This is a genomic window from Streptomyces sp. NPDC051105 (genome assembly GCF_040682795.1).
In the GTDB taxonomy this organism is placed as follows: Bacteria; Actinomycetota; Actinomycetes; order Streptomycetales; family Streptomycetaceae; genus Streptomyces.
On sequence record NZ_JBFBBR010000002.1, the window covers coordinates 591372 to 610273 of the forward strand.

The window sequence follows — 18902 nt, forward strand, 5'->3', positions numbered from 1 at the left end:
GAGCCGGGGGCGCGTGTTGCACGCCTGTGACAGTCGTGGCCCGGACATGACGGACCCCGCTGCCCGGGGGAGGGGGCAGCGGGGTCCGGGTGCGGGGTGAGGGGAAAGCGGGCGGCCGGTGTTTCGGCCGGTCAGGCGCCGGTGCCGGCGCTGAGCACGGTCAGCCGTACCGAGGAGGAGTTCCCGGACACCGGGACCGTGCCGCCCTTCCAGGTGACCTTCAGCGAGTCACGCTCGTCCGGCGGAGTGACCTCCAGCGCGGCCGGGGTCGCCGTCTTGGCGCCGCTGATCTCCGGGTTGGAGAAGGTCAGCCCCGCCCAGGCGCTCCGGCCGGGCTTGAGGGTGACCGTCGCGGGGGTGCTGCCGGACTCCCGCTTCGGGTCCGGGCCGAGCTGGGTGCCGGCGGCGTTCACGAAGGCGGCGCCGGGGAAGCCGCGGACGGTGCAGGTGCGGCCCGACTTGTTGGTGAACACGATCGGGAAGTTCTCCTGACCGGCCCCCGGGTCGTTGCCGCCCACCGAGGCGGTCAGCTCCGAGGTGTGACAGCGACTGCTGGACGCGGTGCCGGCGGTCGTCGTGCCGCCGCCCGTCGAGGAGCCGCCGCCCGTCGACGAGCCGGTGCTCGGGGACGCCGGCGAGGACCCCGTGCCGGACGGCGCGGAGCCGCTGTCCGACGCGCTCGAACCCGCCGAGTCGCCGGTCGCGGGCGCGGCCGTGCCCGACACCGACTCCGGCGACTTGCCCGGGCTGTCGTCGCCACAGGCGGTCAGGAGGCCCAGGGCGGCGACCGTGCTCGCGAGCAGGACCGCCCCGCGCCGCAAGGACTGGGACGTGTGCGCCATGTCTCTCCACACTCCTGGATGTTCGCGGCACGCCGCGAGGCGTGCCCGAGGCGCTCCGTGCGCCGTCACTCCCATCCGATGCGAGAAACGGCGGAAAAGTTCGGGGGCACGCCGTGGTTCATCGGGTCAGGTGACCCGGATCGACCGGAGTATGCCCTCCGTGGCGGTGTGGTCGGCCGCTCCCTTCTGCCGTACCTGTACGTACACCTGGGGCTGGTCGTCCCCGTCGGCCGGGGCGAGAGCCGCCTCCTGGACCGAGCCGCCGGCGCCCGAACAGCCGCTCCAGGTGCGGACCCGGCCCTTCCAGGTGCTGCTCGTGAAGGCGCGGCTGCCGTCGTAGTGGCACTGCGAGTGGGACAGGGCGTTCACCTTCGCGGTGGCGTCACCGTGCAGGCTCAGGCCGATGAACACGCCGTTCACCGCGGTCGTCAGGTCCTGCCACTCCGACACGTCGTCGGCGACCTCCAGCCCCGGCTCGTGCCCCGAGGCCAGCCCGAGCGCCCGGGGATTCCAGCCGGAGTTCCGCAGTTCGCCCGCCCACCCGGACGGCACCTCCGCCACCACCCGCCCGGTGGAGTCGGCGACCTTCGTCTCGTCGCCCGCCGAACCGCTCCGGTCGACCAGCGTGACCGCGAGGGCCGTACCCCCGGCCGCGAGCACCGCGGCGACCGTCAGCGTGATGGCGTTGAGCCGTCTGCGGACGCCGTCCAGGTGCCGCGGCCGACGCGCCGCGGCGGCCGCCGCCAGCCGGTCCAGCTCGTCCGCGAAGGCCTGCGCGGACGGCCAGCGCCGCTGCCGGTCCGGCTCCAGGGCCCGCATCAGCGCCCGCTGGACGTCCTCCCCGAGGTCCGGCCGCAGCCGGTCCGGCCGCACCACCTTCCCGGGCGCCGCCGGCACCGTCCCGGTGACCAGCTCGTAGCCCACCGCGCCCAGCGCGTACACGTCGGCGCGCGCGTCGATGCCCTCGCCGGGCTGGGCCTGCTCGGGAGGCTGGTAGCCCGCCGAACCGGCGGCGAGGGTCAGCCCCGACGCCTGCGCCAGGCTCTTCGCCAGCCCCAGGTCGGCCAGCAGCACCCGCCGGGTGCCGTCCTGCGCGGTGCGCAGCAGCACATTGGTCGGCTTGATGTCCCGGTGCACGATCCCCGCCCCGTGCAGGTCCGCCGCGCCGCGTGCCGCCAGCGCGGTCAGCAGCAGCGCGTCGGGGATCGGCAGCGGGCCCGCCCCGAGCAGGTCGGCGAGGGTGCCCGCGTCGGCGTACTCCATCACGAAGTACGGCCGCCCGTCCGGGAGTTCGCCGATGTCGTAGACCTGTACCACCCGCTTCGAGTCGGCCCGGCGCAGCAGCCGTGCCTCGGACAGGAAGCGGTCGTGGATGTCGAGACGGTGGGACCAGTTGTCGGCGAGCACCTTCACCGCGACCGAGGCGTCCAACTGGTCGTCGTGGGCGAGCCAGACCGTCCCGAAGGCACCGGTGCCCAGGCGCCGTTCGAGGCGATAGCGGCCGATCCGCTCCAGGGGTTGCATACGACTATCATGCCTGCCCTGAGATCGACTTCGAGGGGGACCTCCCGTGCCGGACGCCGCGCTGACCGAAGACCTCGCCCGGCGGGCCGCCGCCGGCGACCAGCTGGCCCTGAACCAGCTGCTGACTGAGGTCTGGCCCGACGTCGTACGACGCTGCGGACGGTTCCTGCCGTGCCGGGAGGACGCCGAGGAGGCGGCCCAGGACGTGCTGCTCCAGATCTCCCGGAAGATCACCACCTTCGAGGGCCGCAGCCGCTTCAGCACCTGGCTGTACACGGTCGTCGCCAACTGCTCCCGGCAGAAGTACCGGGACCTGAAGCGGCGGTCGGCGGAGCAGCCGGCGGACATCGAACCGGCCGAGCATGTTGACCCGCGCACCACCAGCGTGATCGCCGGTTCCCGGATCGATCTGCTGGAGGCGCTGGACCGGCTGGAGCGGGAGCATCCGCAGCTGGTGGCGCCGCTGGTCTACCGGGACATCTGCCAGCTGGACTACGCCGAGGTCGCCGAGCGAGTGGGGATCCCCCTGGGGACGCTGAAGTCGCGGCTGCACGAGGCGCGCAAGCAGGTCCGGCCCTGGCTGAGCGCGCCGTGACGGGAACGGCAGGCGCGCCGTGACGGCAACGGCAACGGCAACGGCAAAAAAATAGGGCAAGGAGTTCAACCGCTCCTCGCCACTCTTAACTTATAGCGCACAGGGGGGCTTGCGGCAAGGCCCCCCTCGTCCCGCAAAATCGCAGGCCGAAGCCGGCAGCAGCGGTATTTGGGGGATTCGTCACGTGCATGTGTTGTTGATGGGATACGGGTCGCGCGGGGACGTCGAACCGCTGGCGGGACTCGGGCTGGCGCTGCGGGAACTCGGCGCCGAGGTGCGGGTGTGCGCCCCTCCGGACCAGGAGTTCGCGGAACTGCTGGCGCGGGCGGGCGTGGCGCATGTGCCGTTCGGGCCGTCGGTGCGCTCGGTGGTGACCAGGCCGGATCCGCAGCCGTCGGACGCGTTCCGGCTCGCCGCCGCCCTGGTCGCCGCGCACTTCGACGCGGTCGCCGCGGCGGCCGAGGGATGCGACGTGGTGGTGGCGACCGGCCTGATGCCGGCCGGGGTGCGGTCCGTGACCGAGAAGCTGGGCATCCGCTACGTGTTCGCGTGCCCGCACCCGTTCGGGATGCCGTCCTCGCACTTCCCGCCGTCGGGCCGCCCGGGCCGCCCGGCCCCGCCGGACGCCGACCTGCGGACGCTGTGGAAGGTGGACGCCGAGCGGGTGGACGCGCTGTACGGCGAGGCCCTGAACACCCATCGGGCGGCGATCGGGCTGCCTGCGGTGGACGACGTCCGCGCCCACGTCCTCACCGACCGGCCGTGGCTGGCGGCGGACCCGGTCCTGGGACCGTGGCAGGACCTGACGGATTTCGACCTGGTGCAGACGGGCGCGTGGCTGCTGCCGGACGAACGCCCGTTCCCGGACGAGCTGGCGGCCTTCCTGGCGGCCGGTGAGCCGCCGGTGTACGTCGGCTTCGGCAGTATGGCGATGCGCGGCGCGCCGGACGCCGCCCGGGCGGCCGTCGAGGCGGTGCGCGCCCAGGGCCGCCGGTTGCTCGTCGGACGCGGCTGGGCCGACCTCGCCCCCATCGACGGGCGGCCGGACTGCCTCGCGATCGGCGAGGTCAACCACCAGGCGCTGTTCCGGCGAGTCGCCGCCGTCGTGCACCACGGCGGCGCGGGCACCACGACGACCGCCGCCCTGGCCGGCGTGCCCCAGGTGGTCGTCCCCCAGATCGTGGACCAGCCGCACTGGGCCGCCCGGGTGGCCGAGCTGGGCATCGGCGCGGCCCACGACGGTCCGACCCCGACCGCCGACTCCCTCTCCGCCGCGCTCACGACCGCCCTGGCCCCGGGGACCCGCGCCCGCGCGGCTGCCGTGGCCGCCGACATCCGACCCGACGGGGCGACGGTCGCCGCGCGCCTCCTGCTCGACGGCGCCGACAGGCCTGACGGGGAGTCGCCGCCCGTCTCCGCGTGAACCGTGCGGAAGCAGAGCCGCTCCCACCCGCGCCCGGCACCACCGGACGGGGCAGGCCGCGCCGCACCGCCCGTCCTCGTAGGGACGACAGGAAACCAGAGCCGCCCCACCTGTCACCGGACTCGGCACCCGTCAAGGAAGCGGAGCCGCCCGCGGCTGCCGCCGGGTCCGGCACCTCCCAGGGAGGCGGAGCCGCCCGCGCCAGGGGTGCGCCCCCCTCCCTCGAAGAACCAGAACCGCCCCGCCTGCCGCCGGGTCCGGCTCGCAGGGAGGCGGAGCCGCCCGCGCCAGAGGTGCGCCCCCCTCCCTCGAAGAACCAGAACCGCCCCGCCTGCCGCCGAGCCCGGCACCTCGCAGGGAAGCGGTGCGGCCCGCACCAGCGGTTGTTTCCCCGTCCGTCAAAGAACCAGAGCCGTCCCCACCGTCGCCGAACCCGGCACCCCGCAAGCGGAGTCAGCCGCATCCGGCGGGTGCCGGCACCTCAACGGAGCTGATGCAGTGAACCCCCTGACCACCCGCGCCTTCGACCTCCCCGAACGGCTCTCCGCCAAGGCCGCACCGGCCCTGATCGCCGACGACGAGCAGCACTTCGCGGCCATCGCGCGCTGCCTCGACGAGACGACCGCCGAACTGTCCGACCGCCTCGACACCGCACTCAAGGCCCCGGGCGGCACCGGCCGGGCCGCGATGGACCGGGACATCGAGGTCCACCGGCTGACCGGCCGGCTGCGCATCCTGCGCCGCTTCGGCCTGGACCTGTGCCTGGGGCGCATGGTCGCCGCGGACGACCCCGAGCCCGTGTACATCGGCCGGCTCGGCCTCACCGACAGCGAGGGCCGCCGACTGCTGCTCGACTGGCGGTCCCCCGCGGCCGAGCCGTTCTTCGCGGCGACCCACGCCGACCCGACGGGGCTGCGCAGCCGCCGCCGATACCGCTGGACGGACGGCCGGATCAGCGACTACTGGGACGAGGTGTTCACCGCCGACGGGCTCGAAGGGCACGCCGCGCTCGACGACCAGTCCGCCTTCATCGCGAGCCTCGGCGCCGACCGGTCGGAGCGGATGCGGGACGTGCTCGCCACCATCCAGGCCGACCAGGACGCCATCATCCGCGCGGGATCCCGGGGCGCCCTCGTCGTCGACGGCGGTCCGGGCACCGGCAAGACGGTCGTCGCCCTGCACCGCACCGCGCACCTGCTGTACTCCGACCCGCGCCTCGGGCACCGGCGGGGCGGCGTGCTGTTCGTGGGCCCGCACCGGCCCTACCTGAACTACGTCTCCGACGTGCTGCCCAGCCTCGGCGAGGAGGGCGTGCAGACCTGCGTGCTGGCCGACCTCGTGGACGAGGGAGCCGCGGCGACACCCGAGGCCGATCCCGAGGTGGCCCGCCTGAAGTCGTCCGCGGCCATGGTGCGGGCGATCGAGACGGCCGTCCGCTTCTACGAGGAACCGCCCGCCACGGGCATGACGGTCGCCACCGACTGGGGCGACCTGTGGCTGAGCGCCGACGACTGGGCCGACGCGTTCCGGGCGCCGGGGCCGGGCACACCGCACAACGAGGGCCGTGACCAGATCTGGGAGGAACTCGCCACCATCCTGCTGGACAAGCACACCGGCGACGACGTCCCGCCCGAGCGGTTCCGCAGGTCGCTCCAGCAGGACAGGGAGCTGGTCGACACCCTGAACGGGGCCTGGCCGCTGCTGGAGGCCGGCGACCTGGTCGGCGACCTGTGGTCGGTGCCGGCCTATCTGCGGATGTGCGCCCCCTGGCTCGGCCGAGACGACGTACGGCTGCTCCAGCGTGCCGACCCCCAGGCCTGGACGGTGTCCGACCTGCCGCTCCTGGACGCGGCCCGGCAGCGGCTCGGCGACCCGGAGGCGGCCCGGCGCAGGCAGCGGCAGGAGGCCGCACTCGCCGCCCAGCGCGAGCGCATGGCCCAGGTCGTCGACAACCTGATCGGGGCCGCCGTCGACTCCGGCGCCGACGGTGACGACGGCGAGGGTCTGGTGCGGATGCTGCGCGGCGAGGACGCCAAGGTCAGCCTGGTCGACGAGTCCGAACTGCCCACCCTCACCCCGGACCTGCTGGCCGGCCCGTTCGCGCACATCGTCGTCGACGAGGCCCAGGAACTGACCGACGCCGAATGGCAGATGCTGTTGCTGCGCTGCCCGTCCCGGAGCTTCACCATCGTCGGGGACCGGGCCCAGGCCAGGCACGGGTTCGCGGAGTCGTGGCGGGAGCGCCTGGAGCGGGTCGGATTCGACCGGATCACCCTGGCCTCGCTCGGCATCAACTACCGCACACCGGAGGAGATCATGGTGGAGGCCGAGCCGGTCATCCGGTCCGTGCTCCCGGACGCCAACGTGCCGACCTCGATCCGCGCCAGCGGCCTGCCCGTCGTCCACGGATCCGCCGACCGGCTGGCCCCGATCCTCGACGGCTGGCTCGCCGCCCACGCCGAGGGCGTCGCCTGCGTGATCGGCGATCCCGCCTTCACCGCGACATCCCGGGTCCGCTCGCTCACCCCGGAACTGTCGAAGGGGCTCGAGTTCGACCTGGTCGTCCTCGTCGACCCGGAGGACTTCGGTACGGGCGTCGAGGGCGCCGTCGACCGCTATGTCGCCATGACCCGGGCGACCCGCCAGCTGGTCGTCCTGACGCGCACTCCCTAGGGGAGGTCCTCCGGGAACAGGGACAGCTCGGCCCAGATCGTCTTGCCCTCGCCGGTGTGCCGGGTGCCCCAGCGCTGGGTCAGCTGTGCCACCAGCAGCAGGCCCCGGCCGCCCTCGTCCCAGGTCTTGGCCCGGCGCAGGTGCGGAGCGGTGTGACTAGTGTCGGACACCTCGCAGATCAGCCTGGTCGTGTCGTGGATCAGGCGGAGCCGGATGGGGTGGGAGCCGTAGCGGATGGCGTTGGTGACCAGTTCGCTGACCACCAGCTCCGCCGTGAAGGCGGCCATGGTCAGGTCCCACACCTCCAGCTGCCGCACGACCTGCTTGCGGATCGGCGCGACCAGGGCGGGGTCTGCGGGGATGTCCCAGGTCGCCACCCAGGACGGCGGCAGGCCCTGGGTGCGTGCCAGCAGCAGGGCGACGTCGTCGGCCGCGCCGCCCGGCGGCAGCAGGGCGTGCAGGATCCGGTCGCAGGTCTCGTCCAGCGAGTCGCTGTACGCCCCCAGCGCCTCGTGCAGGAGCCGGCGACCGGTGTCCGGGTCCCGGTGCGGGGAGTTGATCAGGCCGTCCGTGAACATGGCCAGCACGGTGCCCTCGGGCAGCTCGATCTCGGTGGACTCGAACGGCAGCCCGCCCAGGCCCAGTGGGGGACCGGCGGGCAGGTCCACCTCGTGGAGGCGATGGCCCGGGCGCAGTACGACGGGGAGCGGATGACCGGCGCGGGCCAGCGTGCAGTGCCGGGACACCGGGTCGTAGACCGCGTACAGGCAGGTGGCGCCGACCTCGCCGGGGCTGCCCTCGCCGCCGTGCTCCTCCGAGAGCCGGACCACCAGGTCGTCGAGGTGGGTGAGCAGCTCGTCCGGGGCCAGGTCGATGTCGGCCAGGGTGCGTACCGCGGTGCGCAGCCGGCCCATGGTCGCCGAGGCCTGCACACCGTGGCCGACGACGTCCCCGACGACCATGGCGACCCGCAGCCCGGACAGCGGGATCACGTCGAACCAGTCGCCGCCCACCCCGGCCCGGGCGGCCGGCAGATAGCGGGAGGCGGCCTGCAGGGCCGCGGTGTGCGGCAGCGTCCGGGGCAGCAGGCTGCGCTGCAGGGCCAGGGCGGTCTCCCGCTCGCGGGAGTAGCGGCGGGCGTTGTCGATGCAGACGGCGGCCCGGGCCGTGATCTCCTCGGCCAGCAGCACGTCGTCCGGGCCGAACGGGCCGGCCCGGCGGTGCCGGGTCAGCACCGCGACTCCCAGGGTCGTGCCGCGCGCCTGGATCGGCACGGCCATCGAGGAGTGGACGCCGAACTCGCGCACCCGCTCCCCGCGCGTCTTGTGCCAGGTCAGCCACTGCGTCATCTCGCCGGACGCCACCTGGGCCACGATGGTGTGCCCCGCGATCAGCGAGTCGGCCTGCGGGGAGGAGGCCGGGTAGGACTCGCTGTGACCGGGCTTGAGCACCGCCTCGGGGACGCCGGGCAGTACGGACTGGTGCGCGACACGGCGCAGCGTGACCGGCACCGTCAGCCGGGTCGGGAGGTCGCCGTCGTTCTCCGGCGGGTCCAGCAGGTCGACGGTGACGAAGTCGGCGAGGGCCGGCACGCAGACGTCCACCAGTTCCTGCGCCGTACGGGTGACGTCCAGGGTCGTGCCGATGCGCACGCTCGCCTCGTTGACCAGCTGGAGCCGTTCCCTGGCGAGGTAGTTCTCGGTGATGTCGTGGGCGGCCAGGCTCACCCCCAGCACGCGTCCAGCGGCGTCGGTGACCGGTGCCATCCGGGCCAGCCAGGCGTGCGCCCGCTCCTCGCCGCCGGTGCGCATATAGGTCTGGACGTCCAGCGGGCGTCCGGTGGTCAGCACCCGGAGCATGTTCCGCTCCAGCTCCTCGCTCTCCGGCTTGCCGCCGATCTCGGTGATCCGGAGCCCCTGGATCCGCTCCTCGGCCAGACCGATGACCTCGGCCATCGCGTCGTTCACCCGGCGCAGCCGCAGTTGCCCGTCGTAGACCGCGATCGCGCACGGCGACTGGATCAGCGCGGCCGTGGCCAGCGGATCGTCCGGGGTGGGTGGGGCGCCGCCGGTCACCGGGGAGAAGACGAGCCACCCTCCGGCACGCTCGTCGTATGCCGTGCGGTGGTGGGCGACCAGCCAGACCGGGACCGTACGGCCGTCCCGGTGGCGGAGTTCCAGGGTGCCGTCCCAGCGGATGCCCACGGGCACGGGAGGCGGGTCCCCGGCCAGCAGCAGCGCCGCGGGCCGGCCCACGACATCCTCGGCCGGGTGGCCGAGGAGCCGCCGTGCGCCCTCGTTCCACTCGACCAGTGTGCCGTCCTCGTCGATGACAGCCCGGGCCGTCGCCGCATCGTCGAACGGATAGACCCGGCTCATCTCGCCACTCCCAAGCGCACACTCACAGTCAACAGGTGCACCACAGGTGTTCAGCCTAGTGCGTCGGGACCGCCCGTGGCCGCCAGGCACCGGCGGCCGTTCGGGCAGGACCGGCCCTGTCCGGGGGGTCGAACGGGGATCGGTCGACGGGACGGAAGCCAGGGCCGAACGCTTCCGGGCCCTTGACTATCGCGAGTGGCGCATCGTCAGAATCTGTTTGTTCGCGATCAGTTGTGAGTAGTTCTGGGCCCTGATGAGGGAGAGCCGCACCATGACGGTCACTCGCAGATCGGTTCTGGCAGCCGCCACGGCAGCCCCGACGGCCGGCGCCCTGGTGGGCGCCCCGGGCGCCTGGGCGGCCCCGGAGGCGGATACGGCCACGCATGTCACCGGGCGCCGCACGGTCGCCCTGCGCGACGGCTGGCGGTTCGCGCTCGTCGACCCCGGCGGGATCACCGACCCGACCGGCGCCTACGCGGGCGCCGCCGACCCCGGGTACGACGACTCGGCCTGGCGCCAGGTCGCCGTACCGCACGACTGGAGCATCGAGCAGACCCCCACCACCGACCACGGCACCACCAGCGGCACCGGCTTCTTCCCGGGCGGCCTCGGCTGGTACCGGCTCGCCTTCACCCTGCCGCCCGGCTACGCCGGCAAGCGGATCTCGGTGGAGTTCGACGGCGTCTACATGGACTCGTACGTCTACTGCAACGGCACCGAGGTCGGCCGTCACCCCTACGGGTACACCGGCTTCGCCTTCGACCTCACCGGGCTGCTGCACACCGACGGCAGCACCCAGAACGTCCTCGCGGTCAAGGTGCAGAACCAGCTGCCCAGCAGCCGCTGGTACTCGGGCAGCGGCATCTACCGCGAGGCCCGCCTGGTGGTGACCGACCCCGTGCACGTGGCGCGCTGGGGGACGTATGTCACCACACCGGACATCACCGCCGAGCGGGCCGTGGTGCGGGTGCGGACGGCGGTCGTCGACGAGTCCGGGGAGGGCGCGGACGTCACGGTCGTCTCCCGGATCGTCGGCCCCGACGGCCGTACGGTCGCCCGTACGTCCTCCACGGTCACCGGCTCCGGCTCCGGCTCCGGTGAGACCGTCGAGACCCATGAACTGACCGTCGCAAGACCGAAGTTGTGGTCCATCGAGGCCCCCCACCGCTACACCCTGCACACCGAACTCCGGGTCGGCGGCACCACCACCGACACCTACCGCACGGTCTTCGGCATCCGTGGCTACCGCTTCGACCCCGACGAGGGCTTCTCCCTCAACGGCGTGCCCGCCAAGCTCAAGGGCGTCGACCTCCACCACGACCAGGGCGCCCTCGGCGCGGCGATCAGCGCCGACGCGGTGCGCCGGCAGATGACCATCATGAAGTCGATGGGCGTCAACGCCTTCCGTACCTCCCACAACCCGCCCTCGCCGCAGATGATCGAGGTCTGCGAGGAACTGGGCATCGTGATGATGGTGGAGGCCTTCGACTGCTGGCGGACCGGCAAGACCAAGTACGACTACGGCCGGTTCTTCGACGAGTGGTGTGAGAGCGACGCCACCGAGATGGTCCTCGCGGCCCGCAACTCGCCCGCCGTCGTCCTGTGGTCCATCGGCAACGAGATCCCCGACTCCACCTCCACCGCCGGCCTCGCCATGGCCGACCGGATCATCGCCGCCGTAAAGGCCGCCGACGACACCCGCCCGCTGGTCATCGGCTCCGACAAGTACCGCGGTGTGCCGAAGCAGGGCTCCGCCGCCGACCTGATGCTCGCCAAGCTCGACGGACTGGGCCTCAACTACAACACCGCCAAGTCCGTGGACGCGCTGCACGCGGCCTACCCGCACCTCTTCCTCTTCGAGTCCGAGTCCTCCTCGGAGACCTCGACCCGCGGCGCGTACCAGGAGCCGGAACACCTCAACACGGGGGAGAACCACACGCCCGGCCGCCGTGCGACCTCGTCGTACGACAACAACCTGGCCTCCTGGACGATGAGCGGCGAGTACGGCCACAAGAAGGACCGGGACCGGAAGTGGTTCGCGGGCCAGTTCCTGTGGTCGGGCATCGACTACATCGGCGAACCGACGCCGTACAACGTGTTCCCGGTCAAGGCGTCCTTCTTCGGCGCGGTCGACACGGCCGGTTTCCCGAAGGACATGTACCACCTCTTCCGGAGCCAGTGGGTGAGCGAGCCCATGGTGCATCTGGTGCCGATGAGCTGGAACCACGAGGCGGGGGACACGGTCGAGGTGTGGGCGTACGCCAATGTGCCCTCCGTCGAACTGTTCCTGAACGGCCAATCCCTGGGGGAGCGCGCGTTCGACACCAAGGCGACGACGGACGGCCGTACCTACCTGGAGACCACCGAGGCCACCGGCGACGACAAGACCTTCACCACCGGCGCCTATCCCGGCAGTTACACCAGCCCGAACGGCAGCGCGGGCAAACTGCACCTGACCTGGAACGTCCCGTACCAGCCGGGCGAGTTGAAAGCCGTGGCCCGCCGGGACGGCAAGGTGGTCGCGACCGACGTCCTGCGCACCGCCGGCGCCCCGCACGCCATTCGCCTCGCCGCCGACCGCACGGCCACGGCCGCCGACGGGCGTTCACTGGTCTTCGTGACCGCCGAGATCGTCGACGCGCACGGGGTGGTGGTGCCCGACGCCGAGCACCTCGTCTCCTTCGCCGTCTCCGGCGGCTCGCTCGCCGGGCTCGACAACGGCCGGGAGGAGAGCGCCGAGCGCTACCAGGCCAGCACCCGGACCGCTTTCCACGGCAAGGCGCTCGCCATCGTCCGTGCCGGCACGCAGCCGGGCACCCTCAGGGTGACCGGACGAGCAGACGGACTGCGCGGGGGCACCGTCACCGTCCGTGCCACCCCTGCCCGCGCGGTGGCCGGCACCCCCGCCCCCGACTTCGGCCCGGACCATCCGGCCCCGCCGAACCACCCCTACGCGGACGCCAGTTACTCGGGACGTCCGGACACCCTGCCGGCCGCCATGCTCGACGGCGACGCGGCCACCGGCTGGTCCAACGCCTTCGTCAAAGCGGCCACCACCCTGCTGCCCGCGTTCAGCGGCGCCCGGACCGAGGACTGGGTGTCGGTCGACTTCGGACGCACCCGCACGTTCGACCGGGTGGACGTCTCCTTCACCGTGGACACGACCCACGCGCTGCCCGCGACGGTCGGGGTGGCGGTCTGGGACGGCACGGCGTACCGGGCGGTGGAGGGTGCGACGGTGGAGTGGGCCGGCGCCTCGGACACCCCGACCGTCATCACCTTCCCCCGGGTACGCGGCTCCCGGCTCCGACTGACCCTGACCAGCGCCCACCCGGGGGAGACCTCGGGGGCGCTGCGGATCAGCAGGCTCGAGATCTGACCCGACGGGCGCGGTTCGGACGCCCGGCCGCCGAGCCGCGCCCGGAGGTACCGCTGGATTCTGCTCTGACCAGCGGGTATTTACGGGTGAGTACCCGCGCGGTACCGTGAAGGGCATGCCAGCTCTCAACGTGGAGTTCAGCGACCGCGAGCTAGAGGACCTGAGGCAGATAGCCAAGGAGCGCGGTACGTCCATGAAGGCCCTCGTCCGTGAGGCGGCCGCCGCCGACATCGCCCGGCACCGGGCGTTGCAGGAGGGGGCGGAGGAGTTCCGCCGGTTCTTCGCCGCGCACGCCGCCGAGTTCGCGGCCGCGTTCCCCGACGACGAGCCGCCCGTGAAGGGCGAGGCCGCCTGAGCCATGCCGCCGGTCATCCACATCGACGTGCCCTGGCTGCTCCAGCGCCATGAGGAAGTCATGCCGGAGCAGCCCACCATCAACGACTTCTCCGCGCTGGTCGCCGCGGTCGCCCGGCACCGGGTCGATCCGCCCCGGCTCGGCGTGGACTCCGACCCGGCCTGGCGGGCCGCCGCCCTGCTGCACACCCTCGCCCTGCTCAAGCCGCTGCCCGCGGCCAACGCCCGGTTCGCCTGCGCGACCGCCGTGGCCTACATGTTCGTCAGCGGTGTGGGCATCGACCCGCCCTACGGCGCCCTCGCCGACCTCGCCCGCGACCTGATGGACGGCAAGACCGACGTCTACGGGGCGGCGGACCGGCTCCGTTCCTGGCAGCTCTGACCCGCCCGGACCTGCGGGTATAGCTGCCTCCGGCGCCTCGGGGGCCGCCGGCCACGGGCGGGAGGAACGGGGCCGGCGACCTGTTTCGCGCAGAAGAGCCGCCGTTCTGCGCGGGGCCGTACGAGGAGGGCCGGTCACCAGTGGACTACCCGCACGGGTGGGCCGGGAGCGTGCGCGCGGGACCGGAGTGGGCGCACCGTTCACACGGGGTGTGCGTAAAGGTGAATACGGCCGTGACAGGACAATGGCCGCGGCCGTCTTTCTGACATGCTGTCAATGCTGTCGATGTTGTACAGGTGCCTTGTTGCTTGTGTGAGACTTGTGCGAGGGTGAATCATCCCCGCGGGGGGTAATGGCCAGGAACTATTCCGCAGTTGGGGAACGCGACCGAAGCCATACCGGTCAATTCCCGCTCCCCGTACGCGCACCGAAGAGGTACGCACCACCGCACCAAAGGAATCCGCTCAGTGCCCACCCCCCACCCGCCTCGACCTCCCTATCCGCCGCCGGGCGGTGGTTCAGGGGAGTCCGACGAGTCCCTCGCCGCTCCGCTGCGCGCCGGATCCGACATCGAGGCCTCCCGATCCGCCGCGCTGCTCATGGCCCGGCACTGGCGTCCGGTACAGGAATACGCGGTCGTCTGCCTGGCCGCCTCCGGGCCCGTCGCCCACATGGTCGCGGCCGCCGCCTTCCACCAGGTCCTCGACCGGGTGGCCCTGGGGGAGACCGCCGACGCGCTCCGGCCCCGGCTGCTGGTCTCCGTCCGCGACACGGTCGCCAACTGGTCGGCCGAGGACCGAATAGCGGAGGTTCTTCCGGACCTCGGGAAACCGGCAGGCGGCCGCGGCATGCGCGCCACGAAGTCCATGACACCGGAAAACCGCACCCTCGCGGAGCGTTCATTCCTGGGGCTTCCGGCGCTCGCCCAGAGTCTGCTGTGGCACATCGAGGTCGAGGCGGAACCGATAACCGTACCGGCCGGTCTGTTGGGCATGGACACGGCAACTGCGGGCGCCGCTCTCGAAGACGCCCGGGAGAAATTCCGCGAGGGGTGTGTCCGCGCCCACCGGGAACTCGCCCCGTCCCAGGAGTGCCGCTACTACAACCGGCTGCTGGACGTCCCGCTGCGCCGCGGCGGCGCTCTGCTGCCGGATGTCCAGGAACATCTCGCGCAGTGCCCGTACTGCCGGGCCGCCGCCGAACAACTCGGCCAGGTCGAGGGCGGCCTGGGGGCGCTGCTCGTCGAAGCGGTGCTCGGCTGGGGAGCCCGCCGCTACCTCGACTCGCGTCCGGGACGCAAGGGCGGCGAGGTCGAGCCCCGTACCCGTTCCGCCTCCCGGCGTTCCGGGGGCGGCCGCCGCCGCGCGACGGCGCGGAACCGGATCCTGGCCCGCATCACCGTGCCGGTGCGCCGTCCGCCGGGGTCCTGGTCGTCGAAGACACTGCTGACCAGCGTCGGCGTCGCCGGGGCGGGGCTGCTGGCCTCCGTCCTCGCCGTCAGTGCGCTGTCGGGCGGCGGCGACGGCAGCGACGCCGTGGCCTCCGCCGGCCTGGTGCCCGGCGATTCCGATCCCGAGGCGACGCCCACCTCCGGTACGGCCGCCGGGCTGCCGGCCGCCGACCACGAGACCCGGCTGCGCAATGTCGCCGCCCAGCTGTGCCTGGACATCAACGGCGAGCCGAAGGCCGGGGCGAGTGTCGTCCTGGCGGTGTGCTCCTCGTCCTCGACCCAGGAGTGGACGTACGAGAGCGACGGTGAGCTGCGCAGCGTGGCCGACCGCGGGCTGTGCCTGGACTCGCACGCGGACGGCGGGGTGGTCATCCTCGGCACCTGCGCGGACGCCGGTACCGAGCGCGGTGAGGATGTGCGGTACGACCTCACCGTCCAGGGCGAGTTGCTGCCCCGTTGGGACCAGACCCTCGCCCTCGCCACGGCGGGTGTGGACGCGGGCGCCGACGTCGTCGTGAAGGTCCGGGACCGCTCCAGCGCCCAGCGCTGGCTGACCGACCCGCCGGCCCCGTCCCAGAGCTCCAGCTCCCTCTCCATCGCCGGAACCGGCGGTCCTTCGGCCCAGCCGGCGGAGCTGACCGGCCACTAGCGCTTCACTCAAGGCGCCGGGCCGGGGCGGTGGTCGCTCCGTGCGGCCGCGCCGCCACCCGGCCCATGGCGACCACGGACCCGGCACTGGCGGCCGCGTCAGCTCGCGGCGGTCGCCGCGGGCCGGGTGGTGTCCGGTGCGCTGCCGGGGCCGGTGATCGGGGGCACCGGGACCTCGACGGTCGGGACCAGCCGGGGTCCCTGGGGGCCGTGGACCGCGCGCGGCTCGGGGAACAGCCGCAGCAGCGTCAGGAAGAGTACGGCGGCCACCGCGAGGGACAGCGGCAGGCTGATGTCGACCCCGCTGGCGAGGTCGCCCAGCGGGCCGACGAACTGGCCGGGGATGTTGGTGAACAGCACACCGATCACCGCCGAGACCCACCAGGCCGTCATCCCGCGCCAGTTCCAGCCGTGGGAGAACCAGTAACGGCCGCCGCGCTGGCGGCGGTTGAAGACCTGGAGGGCGTCCGGGTCGTACCAGCCGCGCCGGGTCCAGAAGCCCAGCATCATCACCACCATCCACGGCGTCGTGCAGGTGATGATCATCGTGGCGAAGGTCGAGATCGACTGCACCAGGTCCAGGCCGAACCGGCCGATGAAGATGAACGCGATGGACAGCACGCCGACGAGCACGGTCGCCTGGACGCGCGACAGCCTCGGGAACACGGAGGAGAAGTCCAGGCCGGTGCCGTACAGCGAGGTCGTGCCCGTCGACATGCCGCCGATCAGCGCGAGCAGACACACGGGCAGGAAGAACCAGCCGGGGGAGATGGCCAGCAGCCCGCCGACGAAGTCCGGGGCCGCCGGGTCGACGTACTTCGGCGCCTTCGTGGCGATGATGCTCGCGGTGGCCAGACCGAAGACGAACGGCAGCAGGGTCGCGATCTGGGAGAGGAAGGCCGCCCCGACCACGCGCCGGCGCGGCGCGTCGGCCGGGATGTAGCGCGACCAGTCACCGAGGAACGCCCCGAAGGACACCGGGTTGGACAGCACGATCAGCGCGGCGCCGATGAACGACGGCCAGAACATCCCCTTCGTCGCCGCGTCCGCCGTGTCCGTGAACACACCGGCGTAGGACGGGTCGAAGTCTCCGGCGAACGCGATCGCGCCGAGCACGAACAGCACGCTCGCCGAGGCCACCGCGACCTTGTTGACGAACAGCATGAACCGGAAGCCGTACACGCACACCGCGAGGACCAGCACCGCGAAGAGCGCGTACGCGACGACGTACGAGAGTGTGGAGCGTTCCAGGCCGAACAGCCGGTGTGCGCCGCCGACCAGGGCGTCGCCGGAACTCCACACCGAGATGGAGAAGAACGCGATCGCCGTCAGGAGGGACAGGAACGAGCCGACCACGCGGCCGTGCACGCCGAGGTGGGCGGAGGACGAGACGGCGTTGTTGGTGCCGTTGACCGGGCCGAACACCGCCATCGGGCACAGGATCAGCGCGCCCGCGACCACCCCGAGCAGGGTGGCGGCGAGGCCCTGCCAGAAGGACAGGCCGAACAGGATCGGGAACGCGCCGAGCACACAGGTCGAGAAGGTGTTGGCCCCGCCGAAGGCGAGCCGGAACAGGTCGAGCGGGGTCGCGGTGCGGTCCGCGTCGGGGATCCGCTCGACACCGTGGGCCTCTACTTCGGTGAGGGACGGCGCGGGGGCGGGGGCAGGCTGCGAGTGCTGCGAGGACAAGGGGGCTCCAGCGGGGGACGGCGGTGGAGCGCGGGGTGGCGCGGCGACGGGCGGACGGCCGTCGGTGTCGCGGGGTGTGCGACGGACCGGTGGCCGTCCCCGAGGGGGTTCTGCCGACGCTAGAGCCCGGGGCAAGCCGGTGGCCAGAGGACTTTTCATCCAGCTTTCGCAGCGACAGTGGATGATTCGGCCATCGCCGGACGGTCTCAGTCCTGCTCGGCGTCCGGCCCTTGAGCCCGGACCCGCTCGACATGCTCCAGCGAGTCGCGCAGTTCGGCCAGCCAGTCGTCGGTGTGTTTCTGGACCAGCCGCACGCACCAGGCCAGCGCCTCGCTGCGGCTGCGTGCCACGCCTCCGGCGATCAGCGTGTCCAGCACCTGGCGCTCGGGCTGACGCAGCCGGGTCATCACCGGCGCGGCCACATGCGTGAACAGCGCCCGCTGCCCGGCGCACTCCACGCCCCAGGACACCTTGCGCCGGAACTGGTGCTCCGCCTCCCGGGCCACCCCGACCCGGGTCTCCCGGGTGCGCTCCCGGAACTCCTGGATCCGGCCCTCCACGGCGGCCTCCCGCTCGGCCTCCGAGACGCCCTCCGCCAGCTTGGGCCCGGGGATGCGCCCGACGACGGTGATCTCTTCGCGGTCCACCGTCACCTCGACCAGTTCCTCGAAAAGGTCGTCGGGCAGCCGGCCGGCGAACCAGCCGCGCAGCTTCTCTCGTTGCTCTTGAGTAATCATGTAATGACGATTACTCCGTTGCAGTTCAAAGGCAAGGGCTTGCGGCGAAGTCCGCCGACAGCGGAAGCGGAATGTTTCAGGACGATTAACGAGGTGATGAGATTCGGCCATCCGACCGTTTCGAGCGATCAAGAACCGCTCTGTTGTGCGGTCGACGCGTGTGAATTCCGTGACTTCACGCCACTGATTCAATACGCAAGGTTACTGAAACCTGTGGGTTCGATGTGTGTTTCGACGGCGGACTCGGCAGAGTGGCGCCCGCCGCCCCGGCACCCACCGGGCCGTGGGCGGCACCCGTCGAATCAAGCGGAAGGATGCACACAATGCGAACCACCGCGCGCTGGGCAGCGACCCTCGGCCTCACGGCCGTCGCCGTCTGCGGACCCCTGACCGGGGCCGCCGTCGCCGCCCCGAGCTCGCTCTACGCGCCCTCGGCCCTGGTGCTCACCACCGGCCACGGCACCGACGCGGCCACCGCCACGCCCGAGCGCGCCGTCACCCTGAACTGTGCCCCGGCGGCGTCCGGCACCCACCCGGCGGCCGCCCAGGCCTGCGCCGAACTCAAGGGCGCCGGCGGCGACTTCGACGCCCTGGCGCCCAGAACCGACGTGTGGTGCACCAAGCTCTACGACCCCGTCGTGGTCACGGTCGAGGGCGTCTGGCAGGGCAAGCGCGTCTCCTACGAGCGCACCTTCGGCAACCAGTGCATGAGGGACGCCTACGGGGTCAGCGTCTTCTCCTTCTGAGCCCGGGATCGCACGGTCCTCGTGACTGCCGGAACAGGTCCGCAACTGGGGAGTGCGGCCCCTGGAACGGGGAACCTGCGAT

The 18902-nt window shown here is 72.5% G+C and carries 13 protein-coding genes; 8 read left to right on the forward strand and 5 right to left on the reverse strand.

The genetic code is table 11. From position 1 onward, the window contains the following. Positions 1 to 131: 131 nt before the first annotated feature. Both AB0N16_RS06670 and AB0N16_RS06675 read right to left on the reverse strand, forming a co-directional pair. A complete protein-coding gene (locus tag AB0N16_RS06670; protein WP_365793727.1) occupies positions 132 to 842 on the reverse strand; it encodes a DUF4232 domain-containing protein in 711 nt (236 codons plus the stop codon). Between the two features lie 126 nt (positions 843 to 968). Beyond that, positions 969 to 2366: a serine/threonine-protein kinase gene (locus AB0N16_RS06675; RefSeq protein WP_365793729.1), complete on the reverse strand. Its 1398-nt coding sequence runs from the start codon at positions 2364 to 2366 to the stop codon at positions 969 to 971. A 46-nt stretch (positions 2367 to 2412) separates the two neighbouring features. On the opposite strand from AB0N16_RS06675, the gene AB0N16_RS06680 reads away from it, so the two are divergent. The 3 genes from AB0N16_RS06680 to helR all read left to right on the forward strand — a co-directional run bounded on the left by AB0N16_RS06680 (position 2413) and on the right by helR (position 7057). After that, positions 2413 to 2961: a sigma-70 family RNA polymerase sigma factor gene (locus tag AB0N16_RS06680; RefSeq protein ID WP_365793731.1), complete on the forward strand. Its 549-nt coding sequence runs from the start codon at positions 2413 to 2415 to the stop codon at positions 2959 to 2961. Between the two features lie 199 nt (positions 2962 to 3160). Beyond that, positions 3161 to 4384 carry a glycosyltransferase gene (locus AB0N16_RS06685; RefSeq protein ID WP_365793733.1) on the forward strand — a complete coding sequence of 408 codons (1224 nt, stop codon included), beginning with the start codon at positions 3161 to 3163 and terminating at the stop codon, positions 4382 to 4384. Between the two features lie 498 nt (positions 4385 to 4882). Next, entirely contained in the window at positions 4883 to 7057 is a 2175-nt protein-coding gene (helR, locus tag AB0N16_RS06690; RefSeq protein ID WP_365793735.1) for an RNA polymerase recycling motor ATPase HelR, read from the forward strand. On the opposite strand, the gene AB0N16_RS06695 is transcribed toward helR, so the two are convergent. Beyond that, positions 7054 to 9435, reverse strand: a complete 2382-nt coding sequence (locus AB0N16_RS06695) for a SpoIIE family protein phosphatase (RefSeq protein WP_365793737.1) — start codon at positions 9433 to 9435, stop codon at positions 7054 to 7056. The two genes, helR and AB0N16_RS06695, sit on opposite strands and share 4 nt — an antisense overlap. Positions 9436 to 9706: 271 nt before the next feature. Between AB0N16_RS06695 and AB0N16_RS06700 the strand changes: the two genes are divergently transcribed. From AB0N16_RS06700 to AB0N16_RS06715, 4 genes are all read left to right on the forward strand, one after another. Then, on the forward strand, positions 9707 to 12814 hold the full coding sequence (locus tag AB0N16_RS06700) for a glycoside hydrolase family 2 TIM barrel-domain containing protein (protein WP_365793739.1): 3108 nt from the start codon (positions 9707 to 9709) through the stop codon (positions 12812 to 12814). A 115-nt stretch (positions 12815 to 12929) separates the two neighbouring features. Further along, entirely contained in the window at positions 12930 to 13169 is a 240-nt protein-coding gene (locus tag AB0N16_RS06705; RefSeq protein WP_365793741.1) for a hypothetical protein, read from the forward strand. 3 nt (positions 13170 to 13172) lie between these two features. Further along, on the forward strand, positions 13173 to 13550 hold the full coding sequence (locus tag AB0N16_RS06710; protein ID WP_365793743.1) for a toxin Doc: 378 nt from the start codon (positions 13173 to 13175) through the stop codon (positions 13548 to 13550). A gap of 467 nt (positions 13551 to 14017) precedes the next feature. Beyond that, positions 14018 to 15649 (forward strand): RICIN domain-containing protein, encoded by a 1632-nt coding sequence (locus AB0N16_RS06715; RefSeq protein WP_365793745.1) that lies wholly within the window; start codon positions 14018 to 14020, stop codon positions 15647 to 15649. 98 nt (positions 15650 to 15747) lie between these two features. Here the strand turns inward: AB0N16_RS06715 and AB0N16_RS06720 are convergent, their stop codons facing one another. Further along, entirely contained in the window at positions 15748 to 17337 is a 1590-nt protein-coding gene (locus AB0N16_RS06720) for a cytosine permease (protein WP_365793747.1), read from the reverse strand. Between the two features lie 206 nt (positions 17338 to 17543). Continuing rightward, positions 17544 to 18074, reverse strand: a complete 531-nt coding sequence (locus AB0N16_RS06725; protein WP_365793749.1) for a hypothetical protein — start codon at positions 18072 to 18074, stop codon at positions 17544 to 17546. A 323-nt stretch (positions 18075 to 18397) separates the two neighbouring features. Between AB0N16_RS06725 and AB0N16_RS06730 the strand changes: the two genes are divergently transcribed. After that, complete coding sequence (locus tag AB0N16_RS06730; RefSeq protein ID WP_365793751.1) at positions 18398 to 18820, forward strand: subtilase-type protease inhibitor; 423 nt, start codon at positions 18398 to 18400, stop codon at positions 18818 to 18820. The last annotated feature ends 82 nt before the right edge of the window (positions 18821 to 18902 follow it).